Annotated in this window: 24 protein-coding genes; 3 read left to right on the top strand and 21 right to left on the bottom strand. The window is 37.1% G+C overall.

Translation table 11 applies throughout. The annotated features are described in order from the left end of the window. Window positions 1-78 precede the first annotated feature (78 nt). From ACK3CR_RS00935 to paaA, 8 genes are read right to left on the bottom strand one after another with little or no spacing between them, the layout of a single operon-like run. Entirely contained in the window at window positions 79-1,596 is a 1,518-nt protein-coding gene (locus ACK3CR_RS00935; protein ID WP_488974572.1) for an aldehyde dehydrogenase family protein, read from the bottom strand. Between the two features lie 14 nt (window positions 1,597-1,610). Continuing rightward, the gene (locus tag ACK3CR_RS00930; RefSeq protein ID WP_488974571.1) at window positions 1,611-2,384 is read right to left on the bottom strand and encodes an enoyl-CoA hydratase-related protein; all 774 of its coding nucleotides are present in this window, start codon (window positions 2,382-2,384) and stop codon (window positions 1,611-1,613) included. A 14-nt stretch (window positions 2,385-2,398) separates the two neighbouring features. Further along, window positions 2,399-3,175 (bottom strand): enoyl-CoA hydratase/isomerase family protein, encoded by a 777-nt coding sequence (locus ACK3CR_RS00925; RefSeq protein ID WP_488974570.1) that lies wholly within the window; start codon window positions 3,173-3,175, stop codon window positions 2,399-2,401. Continuing rightward, window positions 3,172-3,477 (bottom strand): EthD family reductase, encoded by a 306-nt coding sequence (locus tag ACK3CR_RS00920; RefSeq protein ID WP_019394481.1) that lies wholly within the window; start codon window positions 3,475-3,477, stop codon window positions 3,172-3,174. Before ACK3CR_RS00920 ends, ACK3CR_RS00925 begins: the two co-directional genes overlap by 4 nt. A gap of 20 nt (window positions 3,478-3,497) precedes the next feature. Further along, a complete protein-coding gene (gene paaD / locus ACK3CR_RS00915; protein WP_488974569.1) occupies window positions 3,498-3,995 on the bottom strand; it encodes a 1,2-phenylacetyl-CoA epoxidase subunit PaaD in 498 nt (165 codons plus the stop codon). Window positions 3,996-4,020: 25 nt separating this feature from the next. After that, complete coding sequence (paaC, locus tag ACK3CR_RS00910; RefSeq protein ID WP_488974568.1) at window positions 4,021-4,833, bottom strand: 1,2-phenylacetyl-CoA epoxidase subunit PaaC; 813 nt, start codon at window positions 4,831-4,833, stop codon at window positions 4,021-4,023. Beyond that, window positions 4,830-5,180 (bottom strand): 1,2-phenylacetyl-CoA epoxidase subunit PaaB, encoded by a 351-nt coding sequence (gene paaB, locus ACK3CR_RS00905; RefSeq protein ID WP_019394484.1) that lies wholly within the window; start codon window positions 5,178-5,180, stop codon window positions 4,830-4,832. Before paaB ends, paaC begins: the two co-directional genes overlap by 4 nt. Window positions 5,181-5,197: 17 nt before the next feature. After that, window positions 5,198-6,148, bottom strand: coding sequence for a 1,2-phenylacetyl-CoA epoxidase subunit PaaA (gene paaA / locus ACK3CR_RS00900; protein WP_328124447.1), 951 nt, complete (start codon window positions 6,146-6,148; stop codon window positions 5,198-5,200). A gap of 1,078 nt (window positions 6,149-7,226) precedes the next feature. Between paaA and ACK3CR_RS00895 the strand changes: the two genes are divergently transcribed. Together ACK3CR_RS00895 and ACK3CR_RS00890 are read left to right on the top strand one after the other, a co-directional pair. Then, window positions 7,227-8,552, top strand: coding sequence for a phenylacetate--CoA ligase family protein (locus ACK3CR_RS00895; RefSeq protein WP_243509838.1), 1,326 nt, complete (start codon window positions 7,227-7,229; stop codon window positions 8,550-8,552). A gap of 252 nt (window positions 8,553-8,804) precedes the next feature. Next, window positions 8,805-9,053 carry a ferredoxin gene (locus ACK3CR_RS00890; RefSeq protein WP_243509841.1) on the top strand — a complete coding sequence of 83 codons (249 nt, stop codon included), beginning with the start codon at window positions 8,805-8,807 and terminating at the stop codon, window positions 9,051-9,053. A 148-nt stretch (window positions 9,054-9,201) separates the two neighbouring features. On the opposite strand, the gene ACK3CR_RS00885 is transcribed toward ACK3CR_RS00890, so the two are convergent. The 8 genes from ACK3CR_RS00885 to ACK3CR_RS00850 form a co-directional block, all read right to left on the bottom strand. Beyond that, complete coding sequence (locus ACK3CR_RS00885; protein ID WP_243509844.1) at window positions 9,202-10,203, bottom strand: 2-hydroxyacid dehydrogenase; 1,002 nt, start codon at window positions 10,201-10,203, stop codon at window positions 9,202-9,204. A 15-nt stretch (window positions 10,204-10,218) separates the two neighbouring features. Further along, window positions 10,219-11,073 carry a class II fructose-bisphosphate aldolase gene (locus ACK3CR_RS00880; protein ID WP_243509846.1) on the bottom strand — a complete coding sequence of 285 codons (855 nt, stop codon included), beginning with the start codon at window positions 11,071-11,073 and terminating at the stop codon, window positions 10,219-10,221. Window positions 11,074-11,084: 11 nt separating this feature from the next. After that, window positions 11,085-11,843 (bottom strand): SDR family NAD(P)-dependent oxidoreductase, encoded by a 759-nt coding sequence (locus ACK3CR_RS00875; protein ID WP_243509848.1) that lies wholly within the window; start codon window positions 11,841-11,843, stop codon window positions 11,085-11,087. An 18-nt stretch (window positions 11,844-11,861) separates the two neighbouring features. Further along, window positions 11,862-13,367 carry an FGGY-family carbohydrate kinase gene (locus tag ACK3CR_RS00870; RefSeq protein WP_488974567.1) on the bottom strand — a complete coding sequence of 502 codons (1,506 nt, stop codon included), beginning with the start codon at window positions 13,365-13,367 and terminating at the stop codon, window positions 11,862-11,864. Window positions 13,368-13,386: 19 nt separating this feature from the next. Next, on the bottom strand, window positions 13,387-14,646 hold the full coding sequence (locus ACK3CR_RS00865; protein ID WP_488974566.1) for a PTS transporter subunit IIC: 1,260 nt from the start codon (window positions 14,644-14,646) through the stop codon (window positions 13,387-13,389). 134 nt (window positions 14,647-14,780) lie between these two features. Then, on the bottom strand, window positions 14,781-15,341 hold the full coding sequence (locus ACK3CR_RS00860) for a glycerol-3-phosphate responsive antiterminator (protein WP_243509855.1): 561 nt from the start codon (window positions 15,339-15,341) through the stop codon (window positions 14,781-14,783). A gap of 166 nt (window positions 15,342-15,507) precedes the next feature. After that, complete coding sequence (locus ACK3CR_RS00855; RefSeq protein WP_488974565.1) at window positions 15,508-17,151, bottom strand: MFS transporter; 1,644 nt, start codon at window positions 17,149-17,151, stop codon at window positions 15,508-15,510. 68 nt (window positions 17,152-17,219) lie between these two features. Continuing rightward, window positions 17,220-17,825 (bottom strand): TetR/AcrR family transcriptional regulator, encoded by a 606-nt coding sequence (locus ACK3CR_RS00850; protein WP_243509859.1) that lies wholly within the window; start codon window positions 17,823-17,825, stop codon window positions 17,220-17,222. 265 nt (window positions 17,826-18,090) lie between these two features. Between ACK3CR_RS00850 and ACK3CR_RS00845 the strand changes: the two genes are divergently transcribed. After that, a complete protein-coding gene (locus ACK3CR_RS00845) occupies window positions 18,091-19,089 on the top strand; it encodes an amidohydrolase family protein (RefSeq protein WP_488974564.1) in 999 nt (332 codons plus the stop codon). 109 nt (window positions 19,090-19,198) lie between these two features. Here the strand turns inward: ACK3CR_RS00845 and ACK3CR_RS00840 are convergent, their stop codons facing one another. From ACK3CR_RS00840 to ACK3CR_RS00820, 5 genes are all read right to left on the bottom strand, one after another. Further along, the gene (locus tag ACK3CR_RS00840) at window positions 19,199-19,738 is read right to left on the bottom strand and encodes a sugar O-acetyltransferase (protein ID WP_243509864.1); all 540 of its coding nucleotides are present in this window, start codon (window positions 19,736-19,738) and stop codon (window positions 19,199-19,201) included. A gap of 109 nt (window positions 19,739-19,847) precedes the next feature. Beyond that, window positions 19,848-20,432, bottom strand: a complete 585-nt coding sequence (locus tag ACK3CR_RS00835; protein ID WP_243509866.1) for a LysE family transporter — start codon at window positions 20,430-20,432, stop codon at window positions 19,848-19,850. 175 nt (window positions 20,433-20,607) lie between these two features. Further along, window positions 20,608-20,883: a hypothetical protein gene (locus tag ACK3CR_RS00830; RefSeq protein WP_243509868.1), complete on the bottom strand. Its 276-nt coding sequence runs from the start codon at window positions 20,881-20,883 to the stop codon at window positions 20,608-20,610. A 170-nt stretch (window positions 20,884-21,053) separates the two neighbouring features. After that, window positions 21,054-21,257, bottom strand: a complete 204-nt coding sequence (locus ACK3CR_RS00825) for a hypothetical protein (RefSeq protein WP_243509871.1) — start codon at window positions 21,255-21,257, stop codon at window positions 21,054-21,056. A gap of 129 nt (window positions 21,258-21,386) precedes the next feature. After that, window positions 21,387-22,703 carry an MFS transporter gene (locus ACK3CR_RS00820; RefSeq protein ID WP_488974563.1) on the bottom strand — a complete coding sequence of 439 codons (1,317 nt, stop codon included), beginning with the start codon at window positions 22,701-22,703 and terminating at the stop codon, window positions 21,387-21,389. Between the last annotated feature and the right edge of the window lie 39 nt (window positions 22,704-22,742).

The following is a 22,742-nucleotide window of genomic DNA, read 5'->3' as shown; positions in this document are numbered from 1 at the left end:
TTCCGTTCCCCCCTTATGTTTTACTTAAAAGAGTACGGATAAAACTCTTATAGAGCTTTATCCGTACGTATTCTAGGCTTACAAGCCAAATGGATTCAAAGGACGGCTTCCATAGTAAGAAATAATACTTTTTGTTTCTGTATATAAATCAAGCGTTTCAATGCATAACTCACGGCCAAAGCCTGACTGTTTATATCCACCAAATGGAGTGCCTGGGAATGCAGAGAATGGACAATTGACCATTACAATACCAGCTTGAATTTGGTTTGCTACACGTGTAGCACGTGCTCCATCTTTTGTCCAAAGAGCTGAACCTAATCCAAATTCTGTATCATTTGCAAGTTTAATCGCCTCTTTTTCATCTGTGAATTTCATAATCACAACAACAGGACCGAAGATTTCTTCATTTACTACTTTCATTTGATGATTAACATTTGCGATAACAGTCGGTTCATACCAAAAGCCATTTTCAAATCCTTTTACTTGAGCAACTTTTCCTCCAGTTAAAATATCTGCCCCATCCTGTACTGCGGATTTTACATAGCCATCAATGACATCTAGTTGATTTTGATCAATGACCGCCCCAATATGTGTACCTTTGTCAAATGGATCTCCTAATGTTAATTTTTTTGTTTTTTCAACAAACTTACGAACAAACTCATCATAAATATTTTCATGTACATATAAACGAGAACGAGCTTCACATGATTGTCCTGTATTATAGAAGATTCCAAATAATGATCCATCAACAGCTGCATCTAGGTCTGCATCTTCAAACACGATGTTTGGAGATTTCCCTCCTAACTCTAACGTTACGCGTTTTAACGTTTGTGACGCTCTTTCCATAATATTTTTTCCGGTTGGAGTTGAACCAGTAAAGGCAACTTTGTCCACTTGTTTATGTTCAACTAAATAATTCCCAACTTCTGATCCAGAACCTGGAATAACATTTACTACACCTTCTGGCACACCAGCTTCAAGACAAATTTCGCCTAGAATGATGGCTGTTAATGGTGTTAGGGAAGCTGGTTTGACAATCACAGAACATCCTACAGCTAGAGCAGGAGCAATCTTCCATGCTGCCATCATTAATGGGTAGTTCCAAGGAATAATTTGAGCGCAAACCCCGACAGGTTCTTTTTCCGTATAATTTTGAAATTGCCCTGGTACGCTATTAACGGCACCACGATGACCAACAATAGCTGAAGCATAAAATTCAAAATCCTCAATTGCCTGCATGACTTGCCCTTGTGCCGCATGAAGAGATTTTCCTGTATCCAAAATCTCTAACTCTACTAATTCATTGAATCTAGCACGCATAATTGCGGCAATTTTATTTATAGTACGCGAGCGTTTATTCACGGGGTACTTCTTCCATTTTCCATAATCAAATGCTTGACGAGCTGCCTGAATTGCCTTTTCTGTATCTTCTTTAGAGGCTTTTGCTACTTCAGCTATGACTTCACCTGTTGCAGGATTGTACGTTTTAAATGTTGTACCATTGCTACTTTCTAGTTTTTCTCCATTGATAATAAGATGATAAAATTTTCTCTTCATTTCCGGTTTTTCTACTTTTGTTTCTTGAACTGTTGACATATAATCCACTCCTTTTATTTTCCGGTAAAAACAGGTTTTTGTTTTTCTAAAAATGCTTGAACACCATGTCGATGATCTTCTGTTGTTCCAGCTATTCGCTGACCTTCCGCTTCTTTGTCTAAATATTCATTAAGAGATAGGTCATTCGCTAATTTTAAATATCGTTTAATTAAACCGATTGCCTTTGTTGGCATAGTTGCTAAACGTACAGCAAATTCTTTCACTTCTTTTTCCCATGTATCTAATGAAATGACCTTTGTTGCTAACCCTAAATGTTCGGCTTCAATCGCTGAAATTTTTTCTCCTAAAATAGCTAATTCTGCTGCTTTCGCCTGACCAATCAACTTTGAAAGGAAGTACAAGTTCCCCGAGTCTGGAATGAGTCCAACGTGAATAAACGCATTCACAAAACTTGCTTTTTCTGATACTAATCTAAAGTCACATGCAAGGGCCAAGCTAAATCCGGCCCCTGCTGCAGTACCATTTACTGCAGCTATAATAGGCTTTTCACACATCATAATTTGCTTTATCATTGGGGCGTAATGCTCTCGTAAAACCTGACCGTGATCCATATGTTCATCAACTTCTGCTAAATCTTGACCAGAACAAAAGGCACGTCCTTCACCAGTAATAACAATGCAACGGACATTTTCATCTAAGGAAGCATCTTTGATAGCTGATTTAACCTCATGATTCATTTGGGCAATGAACGCATTAAGCTTGTTAGGTCTATTTAAGATCAGCCAAGCTACTCCATCTCGGACATTATATTGAATGGTTTCAAACATACTTTTTAATCTCCTTATTTTCCTTTAAATTCTGGCTTTCTTTTCTCGGAAAACGCTTTCATTCCTTCTTTTTGATCTTCTGAAGAAAACAATAGATAGAAGTTCTTCCTCTCATATTGCATCCCTTCATATAAAGGGTAATCTACTGCTTTATTGACAGAATCCTTAATAAGACGCAAGGATAAAGGCGGTTGTTTAGATAACTTTTTAGTGAATTTGAACGTTTCTTCCATTAATAGCTCATGAGCAACAATTTTGTTAACCAAGCCATACTTTAAAGCCTCTTCCACAGGAATTCTGTCTCCTGTCCAAAGCCATTCCAACGCTTTTGCTCTTCCCACAACCTTTGTAAGCCGCTGCGTTCCCCCTGCTCCTGGCATTACACCAATATTTACTTCTGGAAATGAAAATTCAGTGCCGCTTGCTGCAATTAACAGATCACAGCAAAGCGCTAACTCAAACCCTCCGCCAAATACAAATCCTTGTACAGCTCCAATAATCGGTTTTTTTATCAATGAAAGACGATCCCAATCAGCAAATTGATTTAACAACTCTAAATGAATAGGTCCATCATTAGCCATTTCTTCAATATCAGCACCAGCTGAGAAAGCCCGCCCTTTTCCTGTTAATAGGATTGTGACTACTTCATTATTCCTATCGAATATTTCCATAGATTCAACGATTTCTCTTACCATTGTACGATTCAATGCGTTGTACTGTTTAGGCCGATTAAGTTCAATGATTCCTACTTGATCTTTAATCGAGGTTTCAATAAATTCGAAAGTGCTCACTTTACTTCCTCACCGATCATTAAGGTAACAAGCTCAGCTGCAAATCCCATCAAATCTTTTCCAGATGCTTTGCCTTCAGCTGATTTTAATCCTTGTTTTAGAGCTTCATGATCATCATAGTACATTTCACATAATAGATAATATTTACCTTCTCCACCCATAGGAGAACCTACGATTTTTGTTACTTCCATCTTGCGAAGACCTGGGATTTTTTCTGTAATTGGTCCATGTACATTAAAGTAATGCTCATCAAACTCCTCTTTGTTTTCAGGATGCTTATATAACGCGATTAATTTTACCATTTTATCCCTCTCCTTTTCACTTATAATAAAGTTGACATTGGTTTCATTGCTTCAAATGGATTTTTACAGTTTTTACAATATAAAATACTTCGACAGGCAGTAGGGCCAAAAATATTTTCCATTGTTACATACGTTGAGCCACAATATGGACAGTCAATATGCCACGATCCATCTTCTTTCATCTGGGTGGGAGGAGATATCCCAAATTTTTTTAGATTTTGACGTCCTTTTTCGGTAATACGGTCAGATGTCCAAGGAGGTGATTGAATAAATTCTACCTGTACATGTTCAATGGCGTGGGCATTTTTCACCGCCTGTACGATGTTACTTTTAATAATTTCAAGAGCTGGACAGCCGGAAAAAGTAGGAAGAACCTGAATATAAATGCTATCTTCTTGGACGACAATCTCTTCTACCATTCCTAAATCGAGAATACTTACCGTATCGATCTCCGGATCTTTTACTTGTTTCAATGTATCCAGCACGTCTTGAATCGTAACGCTTAAGCGTGCGACCATTTTTTTCACCTCTTTCTCTATGTGCTTACCAAGGGACTGCTGGATCTATGCGGTATACTTCCCCTAATGTTAGCAGGGCTTTTTCTAACTCATCTGTATGCTCACCATTTCGTCCGTTTTTATTGTGAACTTCTATCTCTCTAGGAAGCTCTGCTCCAACTGATTCTAATACAGGACTAAGAGCTGCTACCCATCTTTCTTTTAATACATTTTCTTCTTCGATCAATTTAAACTGTGGGATAGATTCCCCATGATCTCCAAAGGAGAAAACATCATCAAAGTCTTTCATTACTTTCCCAATAGCCTCATTCATCCGCTTTTTTGCTTCATCTGTTGTGCTTAATAATTGGACAAACCATGTTTTCCAGTGAAGAAGATGATAGTACAATTCCATGTTAATTTTCACAGCAATATCAGCAAGAGACGGATAACTACTTTGTTTTAAGGAATCAATTTTCACCTTTTTTGCTAGTGTATAGAAGTAATTCCTCACTACTGCATAAGCCCAATCATACTGAGGATCTTCCATATAATGACCAGGCCCGTTGACTCGTTCAACTAGAATACTATTTTTTCGTTCAGAGGATGATCTCGCATGAGCTAATTCATCTGCGCTTCCATGCCCCAGTTCTTCTAATAGGCGATAATATAAAACAGCATGGCCCATACTATCTTGACTGATGGAGGAAGAGGCCACATCTTCTTCGATATGCGGAGCTAATCCTAGCCACTCTGAACCGCGATAAGAGAAGAGAAAATCATCATCTGCAAGCTGAAATAGTAATTCTGTCAGAGCTTTTGTATAAGCTGGATTCGTAAGGTTGGCTGTTGCACTCATTTTTTCGTTCCTCCCCATGACAAAATTTCTTTTTCATCCAGCATTTGTTGTTCATAATGACGCCATTTTTTCTTTAAATAGCCATACCCTTTTGTTGTCCGATATTGTTTGTTGTCTAAGCGTGCGAGGATCTGTTTTTCTTCAGGATTTATCCCGCGAATGTCAGTACGATTAACGACCCAAATATCAGTAACTGGTTCACGACGCATAAAGTTCTCTTGAGCCATGACTAAAGCCATGTCAGCGTTTGGTGCAAGTAGACTGAATTGGTGTTGAAATGAAGAATTAGGTGTACGTTTACTAAAAACCTCATACTCTTGGTAGAATGTTTTTTTATTAGTTTCCATCCGTTTATACTCCTTTCCTAGCTAATAGCTGCACTTAGTGCTTCACGTACCCATGCGTTACTTTCGTAAGAAGTTCGGCGAAGGTTAAGTCGCGCCTCGGAACGAGGCCCTTGATTTTTAATAATTTTCTTAAATTCGTTCCAATCCGGTTGTTGATAAATCCATGTTTTTTGTTCTTCATCATAGTGAAGCGATGGATCTGGAATCGTTAACCCTAGTGATAAAATACGAGGAATGTATTTAGTAAGAAAATCCTGTCTCAATTCTTCATTTGTTTTTGTGCGAATTTTATATTTTACGGTTACGTCTTGTTTAGAAGTACCTGTTGTATTACTTGTCGCTGGACCAAAGAACATAAGTAGAGAATCCCACCAGCGATTTAATGCTTCTTGAATCATGGCTTTTTGTACTTCAGTTCCTTCTGCTAGGGCCATAATAATAGCCTCTCCGTGCTGAGCATGAAAGACCTCTTCTGCACAAATTCGTTGAAGAGCACGTGCATAGGGACCATATGAAGCACCTAACATATTTGTTTGGGTGATAATAGCTGCACCATCTACTAACCAACCAATTAGCCCAGCATCTCCCCACGTTTTAGCTGGCATATGAAATACATTATGAAACTTAAGATCTCCATTAAAGAGATCTTGCATTAAATCCCCTCGGTTTTTTCCGTAAGGCTTTAATAGATCTTCTGCAACACGTAATAATAATTGACCATGTCCCATTTCATCTTGTACTTTAGCCATAATTCCTAGCTTACGATGAAGAGAAGGAGCTTTAGGGACCCATTCTTTTTCAGGAAGCGCTCCCATTATTTCGCTAATTCCATGCATGGAGATTAATTTAATCAATGTTACTCGATATTCTTCTGGCATCCAGTCTTCTGCCTCAATTTTTTCACCTGATTCAATGCGTTGTATAAAATTTTCAAGTTTTTCTTCTTCTGTAATTTTAGTTGTACTCATTTTTTATCCCTCCCCACAACTTCCATAACTATTTTTTAGTGTTAATACATTTTTCAGTTATGTTGTAATGCACAATTGCTTCTACATATCTTTAGAAACAAATAAAGATTGTTCTTTACCCTTCTCCTATTGCATTTTCCGTGTCAATTCATCCCTTTATAACACCAACTATTTATACACTTATTGAAGACTTATAAATAGTTGAAATGCTATGGAATATAGCTTCAACATCATTTTAAAATATAACAAAAAATATTATTTTTTTATTTTACTGTTATATCATTGGGTATAATATAACACGTTTTTTATCATTTGTATATATTTTCTGAAATTTCTTGATTAATTTTTTTGATGTTTAAAATATGAGTACCTTCTAAAAATAACAGATCAAATCTCATTAAATCTTTTGGATAAAGAAAGATTTATCAATTCAGACGTATGCTTTTCTTATATCTTTTCTTATCTATTTAAATCTTACCAAATCATAAAGGACAGATTGTATATCCCCCATTTGTAACTAGTGTCATTTACTCTTCTTCCTTAATCGCTATACCCTTTATTCTACTATTCTTTTTATTTATACCGTTCCTCAATTCCCTTCGGTAGGAATTGTATAATAAACTCTCTTCCCTTTTTTATTCATTCACACATCATTATTTTTTAAACAAATTGTAAAGTAATAAAAACGACAAACATAACACACATATATAAAATTACTATAATTTAGTTATATATAATTCCCGCCTTTTTCATGTCATTTTAATTTTTAATTAATATAAGAAGAAGTTCTCCTTCTTATTTTCGGAAATTAAACTTCATACATGAAAGGATTCATGATTCTTCTCTTTCCAAACTGAAATAAAACCAAATCTAAAAACATGATCCATAATTGGAACTCAGCATTTTTTCGTATGTTTTTAAAATAAAAGAGGTAGAAATATCAAAAAATATTTACAATTCGTTCATTTTATGATAATTTTTGAATGTGTTATATAACTTTTTTATAGTTATAGTTTTTAAATTGTTATATTTTTTGTAAGCGTTTTAATTAAAAGGGATACGAAAGGGGATAAAATTTGTGATTATTCATGACGTTGAAATGTATTCTCGGAAAGAAATGAAAGCGCTACAATTAAGTCGTTTGAAGGAAACCCTAATAAGAGTCTATGATAAAGTACCTTTTTATCAAGAAAAATTTAGGGAGCTTACGATCTCACCTGAAGATATACAGACGTTAGAAGATATAAACAAATTACCGTTTACTAAAAAATCAGACTTGCGTGAAAATTACCCTTTTAATTTATTTGCTGTTGATATGAAAGAACTAGTCCGTCTTCACGCCTCCTCTGGTACAAGTGGGAAACCTACAGTAGTAGGTTACACGAAAAATGATATTTCAAACTGGTCTGATATTGTGGCAAGAGCAATCGCTATTGCGGGTGGAGAACCAGCTGGGATATTTCACAATGCATATGGATATGGGCTATTTACAGGTGGATTAGGCCTTCATTATGGAGGAGAAAGACTCGGAATGGCGACAGTCCCTATTTCTGGAGGAAATACAGACCGTCAAATTTCTCTTATTAAAGACTTTAAACCTACTGTAATTGCCGGGACTCCTTCCTATATTTTAAAGATCGCTGAAGAAATGGAAGCAAGGGGCTTAAATCCTAGAGAAAGTTCAATCAAATTTGGCATCTTTGGGGCAGAACCATGGTCTGAGGAAATGCGGAAGATTTTAGAGGAAAAGTTCGATCTCAAAGCCTGTGATATCTACGGTCTTAGTGAAGTAATGGGGCCTGGCGTTGCTGTAGAATGTCATGAAGCTCAAAATGGCCTACATATAGCTGAAGATCATTTTTTCGTAGAAGTTATCAATCCAGACACCCTTGAACAAGTACCGGACGGTGAGGAAGGTGAGCTAGTATTCACTAGCTTAACAAAAGAGGCTTTCCCTGTTATTCGTTATCGCACAGGCGATATTGCGTCTATTACTAGAGAAACTTGCAGGTGTGGTAGAACCACAACAAGAATGTCACGTGTAAAAGGTCGTATTGATGATATGCTCATTATACGGGGAGTTAACGTATTTCCATCTGAAATTGAACATTATTTAATTCAAATTCAAGAATTAGCTCCACACTACCAAGTTCACTTAGCCTGTGATGGTACATTGGATATAGTAGAATTACATGTCGAAATTAATGAAGAACTTTACCAAAGAGTAAATGGAAATATGGCTCATGAACATATTCAGGCAGTAGTAAGGAAAGTTCAACATTCCATGAAAAACAATTGTTTAGTAAGCATGAAGATCAAAGCGCTTGCCCCTAGAAGTATTCCTAGATCTGAAGGAAAAGCCATTCGTATCTTAGATAAAAGAAAATCCCTTTTTACTATTTAGTTTATGAAATGGATGGAGACATATCTAGCTTTCAATATAACTATTACCATCCAAACCGTTTCTAAAACGTTATAAACCTAGAGTGTGTACTAATAGTGATTCTAATGCCAAAGTTCAACCTCTTCATAGGACAAGGCTAATGAAAAAAAGTTCATTCTTAAAGAGAACGAGATGTAGGCAGAAAACAGAGATTGATATACTTAAAAACTTGAACTTTTAGGGATAAACCTTATAAAGTAAGGAGGATGAGATATGACTAAATATACGATTGTAGATAAAGAAACTTGCATAGCTTGTGGAGCTTGTGGAGCAAGTTGTCCCGATTTATTTGAATATGATGATGAAGGTATTTCTTATGTCTTGATTGATGACAATCAAGGAATTACTTCTGTCGATGAAGATTTTTACGATGATTTGGAAGACGCAGCTGACGGCTGTCCTACTCAATCCATAAAAGTGAGTTGTGAACCTTTTGATGGTGATCCTTTGAAAAACGAGTAAGCTTTTTGATTAGGGTTATTTCTATGGACAAAGCAAAGATTAAATATTTCTACTGGTGAAATCCTTCTTCTCTTAGGAAAGCATAGAGAGTCTTCCACCAATGACCATAAAAAAGACAGGGATGGCTCTTACTGCCTCCCCGTCTTTTTTATCTTGCTTTCACCCAATCTACTATATATTCCACCATCTTTTTTGGACTTTGTCTAAACGCATCAATTGTACTCCCTGCAAGGTGTGGCGTAATCGTAACATTCTCAAGATGCAGAAGCTTATCATTGTAAGGAAGTGGTTCGTGGTCGAATACGTCTAATGCAGCTCCCATAATCTTTTTTTCTTGTAAACTTTGAACGAGGGCTTCCTCATCGATAAGTCCTGAACGAGCTGTATTAATTAAAACTGCTGTTTCTTTCATTTTTTCAATCTCTCTCTTTCCAATAAAATGGTGCGTTTCTTCTGTAAGACGGAGGTGAAGAGATACAATGTCTGCCTGCTCAAGAAGTTCATCTAACAAGACTTTTTTACTGTAGTAAGGAATGTCATCTGTATATTCATCATAGATTAACAGTTCACATCCGAGTGCATGTAAGTATGATCCAAGTAATCTTCCAATATTGCCGTAGCCAACAATGCCAACTTTCTTTTCATTAAGTTCTGGAATTCCTTCACCATTTGGAAAATCTTTTTCCCATTTCCCCTTTTTTAAAGCTTCGTGGGAGCGAGCAATATTTCTCACTTCAGATAGAATCATCCCTAACGTAAATTCCGCTACTGCTCTAGCATTTCGGCCAGGTGTATTGAGGACCGAAATACCGAGTGCTTTTGCTTCTATATGATCGACATTCTCTGTTCCCCCTCTTAATACCCCTATGAGTTTCAATTTCTTCCCTCTTTGAAGAATCTCTTTTGATAGAGGAGTAAACTGAACAACAATAGCATCAAATGTTTCAATTCCGTCAAAAAGTTCTTTTTCGACTGTAATGGCTTCTGGGCCATTTCCTTCAACAAGTAAGTTATCTTTTTGAAGAGCCTCAACAGAATCGTGTTTCCACTCACGTACTTCTACCTCTATCCCATGAAGAGATAAGGAGGATAAGCCTTCTTCCATCACGTCTGCTGGAATAAGAGCGTCTCCAATTGCAAGCAGTTTCAAATTTCCTCACTCCTTTTATACTCGGTTGTTTGAACGAAGCAAGATTATTTTTTCTTCAACAACATGAGCAAGATGCTCTTTCACAGGGGCAAATAAATCTTCTGGTAAAGGGTCAATTCTCCTAATTTGTTTTGCAGATTCTTTTAATCCTTTTGTCATCGCAATACGGCAGTCTGCATACAAGTTTACTTTACTAATCCCGTTTTCAATCGCTTTTTGAATCTGATCAGGAGGTGTACCAGAACCACCGTGAAGAACAAGTGGTACTTTGCTTACTTTGTTAATTTCTTTTGTTCTTTCTATATTTAAAAAGGGTTCTGCCTGATACACTCCATGAGAAGTTCCAATAGAGACAGCAAGAGCATCAACATTTGTTTTCTCAATAAATGCTTCCACTTGGGAAGGTTCTGTTAGTTTAGAGTCGCTTCCATAATCCCCATCAAGCTCTGCTCCTCCAACATGCCCAAGCTCTGCTTCTACACTGATTCCTCTAGGATGAGAAAGATCTGTCACTCTTTTGGTTAGAGCAATATTATTTTGAAAAGGAAGACTTGAACCATCAATCATAACAGAAGAAAAACCAAATTTTATCGCTTCTTCCACTAACTCTACGTCCATTGCATGATCAAGGTGAAGCACAACCGGTATATCATAAAAAGGCACAACAGCTTTAATATACTCAGCTAAATACACAAATCCTTTCCGTTCTCTTAAGTTATGCTCAAGACACATTAGAATAACGGGTGAACGCTGTTGTTCAGCTTTGTCAAGAATGGTTCGAACCATAACATCATTTATACAATCAAAAGCAGGCACTGCATACTGCTGGGCTCTTGCATCCTCTACTACTTCTTTTAACGAAACAAGCATAGTTTCACTCCTTACCTCATTAACATTCCGCCTGTTGCATCAACTGTTGCTCCCGTCATATAGCGGGCTTTTCTTGAAACGAGAAACGCCGCAATTTCAGCTATTTCCTCTGGTTGTGCTACTCTTCCAATCGGAATCCGGTTTACGTAATAGTCTCTGTTTTCTTGTAGTGCGTCCCCAATCATATCTGTTTCCACAATTCCTAATGCAAGGGCATTTACGTTAATTCCATTTTTCGCGACTTCCCGTGCTAATGAAACCGTAAAAGAAACAACTCCTGCTTTACTTGCTGCATAATGAGCATGCCCTGTTGTTGAACCATGAAATGCTGCTTGTGACGTTAAATTTAAAATAGTCCCTGTTCGCTCTTCTTCAAGTAAATGATTTACAAAGCTTTGGCACGTCAAGAAAACAGCGGTAAGATTCACTTTCATCGTGTTTTCCCACTCGGAAAGAGACATATCTTTCACCCAGCTTTTAGGCCATATTCCCGCATTATTTACTAAAATATGAAGATCTCCAAAAGCTTCTTTTCCTTTTTGAATGATTTTTTTGCATCCTTCTTCATGAGCTAAGTCAGCTTGAACAGCAACGCATTTGCTGTAATTTTGATTAATAAGATCTGCGATTTCGATTGCATTTTCAGCATTTCGATTGTAATGAAGCACGATATTTGCTCCTTCTTTAGCAAGGGTGAGTGCAATCTCTCTTCCAACACCTCTTGAACTCCCCGTTATAACGGCCGTTTTTCCTTTTAAACAAAGATCCATATTGCCCTGCCCCTCCTTTTAAGGCTTCCAAACCGGTTCTAATGCAGCTAATACTGAAGTGAAATAGCTATATTTCTCCTCGTATATTCCTTTTAGTGCTTCATTTGGTTTATAGGTTCTTCCCTTTTGAACCATTGCTTTTGCTCCTTCTTCAAAGGAAGGATACGCTCCTACTGCTACCGCTGCACAAATGGCTGCTCCAAGTGTTCCTTGTTCTGTCCCTACAACAACTTCAACAGGTGTTTGTAGAATATCGGCAAACATTTGCATCCATACCTCAGACTTTGTTGCTCCTCCAGCAATCCGGATAACGTTTGGCTTTTCTCTATATTTCATAAGCTTATCAACATGAATTTTATGTCCAAAAACAACCCCTTCATATAGAGCTCTAAGCATGTGTGCTTTTGTATGCCAGCCATTAAACCCAAAGAAACACGCTTTTGCATCCCTATGAACATTTGACCCAAAGAGAAACGGAAAAAAGAGAATGTTCGATTCGTGGGGTTCAATATTCTCTACCATTTCGTTACAAAGATCATAAACAGAAATCCCTTTTCTCTTTTCTTCATGTTCTGAATTGAAATACTCTTTTACGTACCACTCTAAGTTACTTGCCGATGTTGGACTTCCTTCTAATGTGAGCCAATACCCTGGTATGCAAAAAAGAGATGTCATAAATAGATCTTTATCAACAATTGGTTTCTTTGTAATAAACTCATTAATACTCCACGTTCCTGCTACAATACATAGTTTTTCTTCGTCTGTTGTACCAGTCGCGATAGCAGCTGCATCAATATCAAATAACCCACCCGCAACAGGAGTGCCTTCTTTTAAGCCTGTTAATTGCGCTACTTTTTTTGTAATATATCCACCAATTTCTCCGGAATAAAGAATAGGAGGCAGCTTTTCGTATATGCTTTCAATCCCAAGTTCTTTTAGAAGACCTTCATCATATTTTTTCTCTCTGCTATTTAATAAACTAGTTCCAGAAATGTCGGTAATCTCAGCATATGCTTCACCTGTTAGAAGATAGCGAATATAGTCTTTGCACATAAAAATCCACTTTGTTTTATGAAGAGTAGTAGGTTCATATTTTTGAATCCAAGCTAAAAGAGCTGCTGGTTGACCTGGCCATACCGACTGCATTGTTTTCGGCAAAATTCTCTCTTCTATTCCCTGCTGTTTCCAAAATTCAACAATCTCTTTTGCACGTGAGTCTGTTGAAATAATTCCCTTCCGAACAGCTTCTCCTTTTTCATCCACAACATATAATCCATTTCCATGTCCTGTTGCTGCAACACTTATAATCTCTTCTCCATCTATTTTAGATTTTTGAATTATTTCTTGAATAACAGCTACATTTGCTTCCCATAATTCTTTACAGTCCCTTTCTGTATGTCCTGGATACGGCATATACATCTCTGTTTTTCGACTAGCAACAGCAAGCTCTTTTCCGTCAATTGAGAAGAGACTTGCCTTTGTTACGGTTCCCCCATTATCAATCCCTAGCACATACTTCCCCATCTTTGCTTCCCCCTTCTCGTTAAAATAGCTTTGAAATTTCAATGATGAGCCAACCAAGAGGTGTTGTTGCTCCACCAACTAAGTTCGATAAGCCTGTTGCTGACTGAACGTTCTCTGGAAGCGTTACATTTACCATTTCAGCAGCTTTCGTATAATAAGAAGAAATGGATGTTCCTGCATAAAGAACAAATGTCACGATCACCATTCCTGTTAAGAAAAGTCGGACGAGGTTTCTCTTTAAAAAAGGAGCTGCCATTGGTAAAAGAAAGACGAGTGAAGCTAGATCAACAAATGGAAGAACTTTATTTCCTGGTAAAATAATAGCCAAAAGAAGGGCACCTGGAATAAGTAAAAGACCTGTTGCTAAAACAGCTGGGTTTCCAACAAGCAATGCGGTATCAAGTCCAATGTAAAACTCCCGATCTGGAAATCTCTTTTTCAACAAGACTTCTGCTGCTTCTCGAACAATTTCAAGCCCCTGGACAAGTATATTAATCATTGCAGGAAGTAGAACCATAACGGCAGCAACTTTAATGCCGAGTGTCACAACATCTGCAAGTGGAAGACCTGCAAGAAGTCCTAATAAAATACCTAGTATCGTCCCAAGTGTTAGCGGTTCTCCCATTACGCCATATCTCTTTGTAATTTCTTCTGGGGACGCTTTTACTTTGTTTAATCCAGGAATGCGTTCTATTATCCAGTTCATCACAATTCCGATTGGGACATAGATCGCAGATGTTGCATGTGCAAAAGAAACTCCTTTTAAATTGTATTGTTCTTGAATTCTTTTGGCTGTTAAATCCGCTATAATGATGGCAATTAGAAAATGAAGTAATGCACTAACAACAGAGATTACGATGCTATTTGTCACAGCGTACACAACGCCACCTGTTAGCATGAAATGCCAATAATTAAAAATATCGATATTTACGGTTTTCGTAAGTTTTAGTAAAAGAAGAACAACATTTAAAATAATGGCTCCAAATACGACAAATGGAACAATAGGCGTTCCCCATCCAATTGTTGCTCCAACGGGCCACCCTGGATCAACAACAGTTAAATTTAAATTAAACCGCTGTACCATCGCTTCTGCTGCAGGCCCTAACGTATCAAGTAAAAGCCCAATTACAAGATTAATCCCGACAAATCCAATTCCAACAAGCATGGCAGCTTTGAAGCCTTGGGCAATCTTTACTCTAAAAATCAAGGAAAGAATAAAGAAAATAATCGGCATCATCACCGTTGGACCTAACTCAATAATTTCATTAATAAAACTCATTTTATCTTCCTCCTTTATCATGAGAGTGAAGCTTAGAAGATGTTGTCCTACCTTATTAAAAAAAGAAACCCTACAAAGCTCTAGCTAATACTAGAGCTTTGTAGGGTTTCTCATCATCGCCTCCCCTTCGCATACTATTTTGTTTTCCATAAATGCTTCTCGCTTGTTGTAATTCCTTTGATGCCTCCTTCAAACAGCTTTTTTACCATCCGATCTTCGGAAATAAATCCACCTGCAAGAAGCGGTAATGACGTAGCCTTCCTTACTTTCTCTATTACATAAAGAGAAAAAGGACCTGGCAAAAGTTCAAGGGCATCTAAATGGCGCTCTTCCATTGCCTTTAAGCCTGATTCAAGCGAACGAGAATCAAGAAGAAAAAGACGCTGAATACTCATAAGCCCTAAATCTTTTACCCGCTTTAATAAATTAGCGTTTGGTGAAATGACTCCGTCTATTTTGTATAAGTCACGAAGCATTTTTAATCCTATTTGGTCTTTACTTAACCCTCCTATTAAGTCAAGGTGAACAAGTACTTTTTTATTCATTGCATGACATCTTTTGGTTAGTAACTGTAGGTTGCCGATATGTGTCTCAGATAACAGGATAAAAGGAGAAGGTGATTTTAAAGCTAAGTCTAAATATTTTAAATTTCGTACAGATGGAATCACTGTTTGATTGAGAATCGTATTATTCATTTGCACCCTCTTCTATAAAGCGCTTTCATTTTTATTTTATGGTTATATATGTATTCATCTTCAAAATCTTTTATTCCAGATAACAGGTTTTATCCTTACATTTTCTCATGTATATAAAAACCAGAAAATAAACAAAGTTGCGTTTGTTCATTTTCCGGATATCATGCTACTTTTCTCTAAATTTTTTCAATGCTTCTCTAAAAACATCATCATTTGTTTGAGTCTGTTTAAGCTGTTTAAATTTCTGAAGTGCTTTTCGATAATCATGATCGGGAATTACAGCATCTTTTGTATAAAGTGTGGGGGGTTGAGGGGATTGTACAACCTTCTCATTTGAATGTGAATTCTCTTTCCCCTCTTCATTTCGCCCATGATGCGGCTTATGAGCTAACTTATGTCCTTTCCCTGTTAAGGCCATAAGAAACGAAAAACATAACAATACTAAACTTGCACTAAAAGAAGAAAAAAATAAGTCATGATAAGCTAATAATTGCGATTTTTCAACGCTTTGTTCACTTACATCTTGTGAACTTCCATTTGTTAAGTGATGTTCAGAGAATCTGTTTAATATATAACTACTTATAACCGGAATCGCGGCATATGCAATCATGCGTAAAAATTGAACAGTCGCCATACGTGGCACTAAATCTGGCAATGGTCCGCCTAAAGCAGCCCCCATAAGCCCTGAAGCAATCGTAAAGCCAACGCCTAAAATCAGTACAAAGAAGCTGATGGCAAAGAACGTATACGGTTCATGATCCCCGGCATACATCCACGTTAAGTTTATGCCAATAATAAGGAGAGCCCCTAACATTCCTAGAATTCCAGGACCTAACTTATCATAAAGTAAACAGCTTAAAATGGCGGCAACGGCTACTCCAACAAGCAGGCATAGATAAACAATGACCATTTCTTTATTTGGGAGCGCATTTACAGTTTTTAAGATGCCTTGTAGTGAAGCTAAGCTTAACGTCATTGCTATATATCCTGTTATAACGACTAAGATGGCTAGAAGCGGTTTTTTGTGCAAAATGAGTTTAAATGAAAGAAGCGGCTTTGTAGTGCTATATTCCGTAATAAATAGAAAAAGAAAAGAAAGAACACTGCCACCTAATCCGATCCATACGTAAAGCGATGATCCACCCCATTTTTGTAAGCTAAGAACTGTAAAAGCTGTTAATAAAGCGAAAATTCCTGCCCAAACAAAACCCATCCAGTCAAAATGTGCTTTCTCTTTTGCATGTCGAGTCCCTTCATTTGAAAGGAGCGTATATCCTAACAGGATAGCGAGGATAGAACAGACTACAGCTACATAAAAGATTTCTTTCCAATGCCCTGTATGACTAACAAGCGTTCCGAAACAAACACCGATCATACTTGAACCATAAAACCCGCTAATAAGAATGAGTAGGGCCAAATTACGGCGACTAATAGGAAAAGCAAGAACAAGCATAGGAAGCATCATCATGAGAGCCATACCTGCTCCCATACCCTGTAACACTCTCCCTGCTTCAAATACGATAAATTTTGTTGAAATTAAGCTTAATAATACACCTAACAGCGAAATACAGGCTGATGTTATATACGTTGTTTTATCTCCCCACTTATGACGTAAAAAAGGACCTAAAGGAACAAATAGGGCAAAAGCAATTGTTCCTGTCAGGATAGGTATAATCGATGGATAAGAAGAAGAGTCCAACGTTTTTTGAAGCAACCCTTGAAGTGGGGTAAGCGCACTGTTTAACATAAGGCCAGGGCCAACCGCTAAAATAGCTAATAGTGAAATTCCCCAGTGTCTTTCTATTTTCATTACACTTTTCCTTTCTATGTTTATTATTTGTTCATTCGTTCACAAATGTAGAGAACAAAAATAAAGCTTCAGTGTGGAAGCTTTATTTTATCCTCTAATCCAGCAACTCTAATTGGTCCAAGAAGCGTCAAACGAGTTAATTGATTTGCCATATATAGCGGGCTAAATTTCATATCATTCTCTAACCAAGAACTAATAACGCCAATATGAGCAGAAGCAATATAGCTAATTAAAATGTCTTTTGGAACTTCAAGCTCTTCCTCTGCTTCCCCAATAGAAGAAATTAGTTCTCCATACACTTTATCTCGAACAATCTTCGTCATATAGCTTCGAAACTGTGGAATCCCCCGGTCACTCAGCATCACCTTAAAATAGTCCGCATGCTCGTGAATAAATTCAAAAAGCCGGACGAAAGAGATTTGCTGGTTCTCTTCTTTTGGAGCCTTTACTTCTTCTATAAGATTTTCCAACATTTCATGCATGTTTTGAAACAAAAAATCTTGCTTATCTTGATAATGAAGATAAAAGGTTCCACGGGTCAAATCTGCTCTTTCTGTAATTTCTTGAATTGTAATAGCCCCTACATCTTTCTCCTTTAAAAGCTCGATAAGCGCTTTTCGTAAATATTTACTTGTGCGTCTTATGCGCGGATCTACTTTGGGTTTTTTAGACATTTTCTACCTCCTTGTATAACTTCTGGCACTTTGTAGACCAAACAATTTCCTATGTATTGTTATGAACGGTTCCGCTTTTTCTGTTTATTAACCTCTATTCAAATTGTGCTGTACCATTAAAATATAATTTATACAAAATGTACATTACTAAACACTACGTCTATTAATGTACATGATGAAAAATACTTTTGTCAATGAGAAGCTGGACTAAACCAGTGGTAAATAGGTATAAATCCGTTCAAATTTATGAGAGGAGTCTTTTATAATGGAAGGAAAAATTGCGTTAGAGGAACATTGGGAATCTCCTGATCTTTCAGCAACAGGAACTCATAACTTTACAGATACACAGTATTTCGAAGCGGTTCAAAAAAGGCTGCAAGAGTTTGACAAACGAATCCAAGATATGAACAAAAATGGAATCCAAACATCCATTTTATCGTTAACACAGCCTGGAATTGAAGGAATTACAGATCCTGAACGAGCGATTAAGCTTGCAAAACAAATGAACGATTACATCGCAGAACATGCTTTGGCTAAGTACCCCGATCGTTTCAAAGCTTTTGCAGCACTTCCATTGCAAGATCCAAAAGCTGCTGGGGATGAGTTAGAACGTGCAGTAAATGAACTTGGGTTCTCTGGTGCATTAATGAACGGCTACAGCAATATTGGAGATGAAAATACAGCTCAGTATCTTGATGAACCACAAGTGTGGCCATTTTGGGAACGTGTGGAAAAACTTGGTGTTCCCGTATACTTGCATCCTCGTATTCCACTGCCACATCAACAGCGCATTTATGAAGGATACAAAGGGTTGCTAGGTTCTGCGTGGGGGTTTGGGGTGGAAACGGCTATGCACGCCATCCGTCTTATTTTAAGCGGACTTTTTGACCGCTATCCAAACTTGACGATTATACTTGGCCATCTTGGCGAAGGTCTTCCATTTACATTGCCTCGTGTCGGACACAGATTACGTCATCAGCGTCCTGAAACACATGGCAATCACAAAAAAGCGCCAATGGAATACTTACGCAATAATTTCTATCTTACAACAAGCGGTGTTTTCAGAACACAAGCATTGCTAGATACGCTTTTAGAAGTTGGCGCAGACCGTATTTTATTTTCTGTTGACTATCCGTATGAATCAATGGAAGAAATCTCTTCATGGTTTGATTCTTTCCCTATTAGTGAGAATGACCGTCTTAAAATCGGAAGTGAAAATGCGAAGAAATTATTCCACTTAGATTCGGTAAAAGTGGAGAAATAACGGTTAACAAAGTACGTTGTCCATATGACCTGTCCTACAAAAAAGGAGACTGACTCTTAGTCAGCCTCCTTTTTTATGAGCAATACGGAATAGCGGCCTTTAACAGCCTTTACTCTTCAATTGTTTTTATAACTTTTGCCGGGTTACCAGCTACAATTACATTAGGAGGAACATCTTTTGTTACAACAGAGCCAGCAGCAACAATAGAGTGATCACCAATCGTTACTCCTCCTAAAATAACGCAGCTTCCCCCAATCCATACGTCATTTCCAATCCTAATTGGCATTGCATAGCCTGTTTTATTTCGGCCTTTTGGTGCAATGTTGTGTCCAGCGGTGTAAATTCCAACATCAGGTCCAATCATACAGTTGTCACCAATGATGACTTCTGCCATATCTAAAATCGTACAGTTGTATCCTGCATAAAAATGATCTCCAACATGAATATTGTCGCCTAAATCACAATGAAAATTATGTTCTATACTCACGTTTTCCCCTGCACTTCCAAATAGCTCACGAATCGCTTCTTCTCTTTGTTTCTCATCTTCAACATCAGCAAGATTAAACTGCTGAACAAGCTTATGTGCCCGTATATTTTTCTTTTGTAACTCCTCTGTTCCTCGTTCATAAAATAGCTTTTCTTTTTTCATTGTACTGCTCCTTTCTCTTGTTTTTGCAGCCCTGTTAGTTAACATAATATTTTTATTGTAGATAAAGACACAACAATTGTTGCGACTTTATCTACTATATGTATAACATCTAGTGTACTACAATAGATACCGCACTATAAATCAATAATAATCCCATTACAATATTAAACTGACGATGATGTTTTGATAGAAATTTCTGAAAAATACTTCCGCATAAACTCCAGCAAAACGTACTTAAAAAACCAACAAATGCTAAAACAATTGAGTAAAAAATTAAACTTCCATGCGAGGAATGATACGGAAGAATAAAGGTAGCAATAGCCGTAATCCCATAAAGAATCCCTTTTGGATTAATAAATTGCAAAACCATTCCCATAAAAAAGCTATTTTCTTTCTCGTTTCCCCCATTATTACTACTATCTTTACTTTTCATAATTTTAATTGCAAGATAGATCATGTACAAAGCACCTACAATTGTCATAATCAACTCAATTTTTGGTACAACGCTTTTGAGCATCAAATTGAAGTAACTTGATAAAAGCATAATAATAAGGAAACCCGCACTCACTCCAAAACAGAATTTGAGCGTTCTCTTTAGTCCATACTTGTTTGCAAAAGCCATTGCCATAATATTGTTCGGACCTGGGGTAAAACTCGTTACAAAAATATACATCAAAAAAGATACTAATGGCATAATCATTCCCCTTTCCTTTTGTCTGTTATAATAAACAAAAACAACAGTATAATAGACCTGTTTTTATTTTACATAAAGGTCCACATGTTGTATATAGAAAAAGGAGAAATGTAAGTAGCAAAACTTCATACGACTATCAAAAAACCTACATTCTAAAAAAAAATATAGGTTTTTCTTATTTTTTAAACATTCGTTTTAGTTTTCGCCCAATAAAAATAGCAAGCAACCCGCATAATACAACCTCTTGCACGATAGGTGGTGTAAATTTAAGTACCCAAAAAGCCATTCCTATCGTTGCAATCGCTAAATAAAAAATTTTCTGCTCAAACTGTTTTTTATCTTTATTGTCAAATTTCTTAAGGTTTGTGAGAATGATTAAATAGCCAATGGGTGGCGTTAATATACATAAGACAAAAAACCATCCAGTTTTTAAGTACCAAGGTTTCTTCACTTTTCCCCCTCCTTTTCTTCATTGTTTGAACTGTGCTAAAAGGAAAAATCCTATTTTGGTCTATAAGAATGCTAACCTTATATAATAGCAAAAACCTCTATCATCTAGAGGTTTTTGCTATTATAAGATTTAGCTTAATAACTGAGTGATCAGGATAAGTATGGTCTTCATCATTTGGCTCCTTTATTAAAAAAGTTAGGATCTTTCCAAACAAAATGCTGAAGAGAAAATACAACTCCGATGAAAAAACAAGGAAAGCTTTGAAGTGCAATTTGTAGGGGTGAGCATCCTAGACTTTTAAACAACAGCGCTGTTAAAAAACTGACGATAAAATAGACGGGTAAAAACTTTTTAGACGTAATGAAGTCGCGCATGTGAAATCACTTCCTTTCATTCTTGTTCACAATGCGAAGACTGTTATTTTATCCTTATTATACCATAAAACCCTATATCTTTCATTAATTCGAAAGATATAGGGTTTATCTCTTATCACTGCTTGTTTTCTACATTGGAAGATTTGAGTCGGGTTTTTGAGTTACTTTAATTCTTTCTACTTTCCCAACGAGGAAAATATACGATAAAGCACCAAGTAAAGCTACAATGGCTATAAAGACGAGTGCAGGAGCAAAACTGCCACCTTGAGCTAGAAACCCAATCACAATCGGAACAACAATAGAGGCTAATCCGCCAATAAAGTTAAACACGCCTCCTGTTAATCCGACAAGATGCTTCGGAGCAAGTGTTGATACAAATACCCACGTAATAGATGCTAAACCGTTTCCAAAAAAGGCAATAGCCATAAACATAATAATAAGAGAAGTATTATTCACATAGTTGGCGCCTACAATGGAAGTTGACAAAAGCAATCCAACAATAATAGGAGTTTTTCGGGCAATACCTAGAGAAACTCCTTTCTTCACTAAAAAGTCAGAAAGGAAACCAGATAATAAAACGCCGACAAAAGCCGCTAAGAACGGAGCAGAAGCTAAGAACCCTGATTTTAAGAAGTCTAGTCCGCGGTACTCCACAAGATATGTTGGAAACCACGTTAAGAAAAACCATAGCGTAGAGTTTACAGCAAACTGACCTAAATAAATCCCCCATAGTTTACGGTGAACAAACACTTCTTTTAAATTTCCCCACTCAAACCTTGCTTTTTCTTCCTTTTCATTAAGGGGTGTAACAAGTCCTCCGCCTTCTTTAATATACTCTAACTCCGCTTTATTTGCTTTTTTGTGCTGCGCCGGATCGCGGTAGAAAATATACCAAATAATCCCCCATAAGATACCGATAGCTCCTGTTGTAATAAACAGCCCTCTCCATCCTAAAAAGTGCTGAATTGTAACAAGAGCAGGAGTTAAAAAGGCGAGCCCTGCAAACTGACCAGATGTATAAAATGCGATAGCAGATGCTCTTTCCTGATTTGGAAACCAGCTTGTCACAACTTTATTATTTGTCGGAAAAGCAGGGGCTTCAAATGCCCCTGTTGCAAGCCGCAAACCAAAGAGCCCAACAAATCCTTTTGTAAATCCTTGGAGTAATGTAACAAGTGACCATGTAATAAGGCTAAATGCATATGTAAGCCGAGCACCAAACCGGTCAACCATTACACCTCCTGGAATTTGCAGAGCAGCATATGCCCATCCAAAAGCGGAAAAGATAAGACCAAGCTGGACAGATGTTAATTCTAAATCTTTTCCGATGGCCGTTGCGGCTACAGAGATATTGCTTCGATCCATATAATTTATGACAACGCTTACGAAAATAAAGGCTAAAACTTTAAATCTTACCCGAGTTGGTTTCTCACTGTACCCCTTCACACCGTCATCCCCTTATTGCAAATTTCGTTACGGAACTAG

The organism is Priestia sp. TRM10, assembly GCF_057808375.1.
Note: the sequence above shows the minus strand (reverse complement) of the source record. Positions and strands in the feature narration are given on the sequence as shown.

Excerpts from the sequence above, each read along its gene's own strand:
- ACK3CR_RS00825 (WP_243509871.1), bottom strand. The coding sequence starts at position 21,257 with ATGCGCGACTTCATTACGTCTAAAAAGTTTTTACCCGTCTATTTTATC.
- ACK3CR_RS00920 (WP_019394481.1), bottom strand. The coding sequence starts at position 3,477 with ATGGTAAAATTAATCGCGTTATATAAGCATCCTGAAAACAAAGAGGAG.
- paaD (WP_488974569.1), bottom strand. The coding sequence starts at position 3,995 with ATGGTCGCACGCTTAAGCGTTACGATTCAAGACGTGCTGGATACATTG.
- ACK3CR_RS00935 (WP_488974572.1), bottom strand. The coding sequence starts at position 1,596 with ATGTCAACAGTTCAAGAAACAAAAGTAGAAAAACCGGAAATGAAGAGA.
- ACK3CR_RS00835 (WP_243509866.1), bottom strand. The coding sequence starts at position 20,432 with ATGCCATTAGTATCTTTTTTGATGTATATTTTTGTAACGAGTTTTACC.
- ACK3CR_RS00845 (WP_488974564.1), top strand. The coding sequence starts at position 18,091 with ATGGAAGGAAAAATTGCGTTAGAGGAACATTGGGAATCTCCTGATCTT.
- ACK3CR_RS00840 (WP_243509864.1), bottom strand. The coding sequence starts at position 19,738 with ATGAAAAAAGAAAAGCTATTTTATGAACGAGGAACAGAGGAGTTACAA.
- ACK3CR_RS00860 (WP_243509855.1), bottom strand. The coding sequence starts at position 15,341 with ATGAATAATACGATTCTCAATCAAACAGTGATTCCATCTGTACGAAAT.
- ACK3CR_RS00850 (WP_243509859.1), bottom strand. The coding sequence starts at position 17,825 with ATGTCTAAAAAACCCAAAGTAGATCCGCGCATAAGACGCACAAGTAAA.
- ACK3CR_RS00875 (WP_243509848.1), bottom strand. The coding sequence starts at position 11,843 with ATGGATCTTTGTTTAAAAGGAAAAACGGCCGTTATAACGGGGAGTTCA.
- ACK3CR_RS00870 (WP_488974567.1), bottom strand. The coding sequence starts at position 13,367 with ATGGGGAAGTATGTGCTAGGGATTGATAATGGGGGAACCGTAACAAAG.
- ACK3CR_RS00855 (WP_488974565.1), bottom strand. The coding sequence starts at position 17,151 with ATGAAAATAGAAAGACACTGGGGAATTTCACTATTAGCTATTTTAGCG.
- ACK3CR_RS00865 (WP_488974566.1), bottom strand. The coding sequence starts at position 14,646 with ATGAGTTTTATTAATGAAATTATTGAGTTAGGTCCAACGGTGATGATG.
- paaB (WP_019394484.1), bottom strand. The coding sequence starts at position 5,180 with ATGGAAACTAATAAAAAAACATTCTACCAAGAGTATGAGGTTTTTAGT.
- paaC (WP_488974568.1), bottom strand. The coding sequence starts at position 4,833 with ATGAGTGCAACAGCCAACCTTACGAATCCAGCTTATACAAAAGCTCTG.
- paaA (WP_328124447.1), bottom strand. The coding sequence starts at position 6,148 with ATGAGTACAACTAAAATTACAGAAGAAGAAAAACTTGAAAATTTTATA.
- ACK3CR_RS00880 (WP_243509846.1), bottom strand. The coding sequence starts at position 11,073 with ATGCTTGTTTCGTTAAAAGAAGTAGTAGAGGATGCAAGAGCCCAGCAG.
- ACK3CR_RS00890 (WP_243509841.1), top strand. The coding sequence starts at position 8,805 with ATGACTAAATATACGATTGTAGATAAAGAAACTTGCATAGCTTGTGGA.
- ACK3CR_RS00930 (WP_488974571.1), bottom strand. The coding sequence starts at position 2,384 with ATGTTTGAAACCATTCAATATAATGTCCGAGATGGAGTAGCTTGGCTG.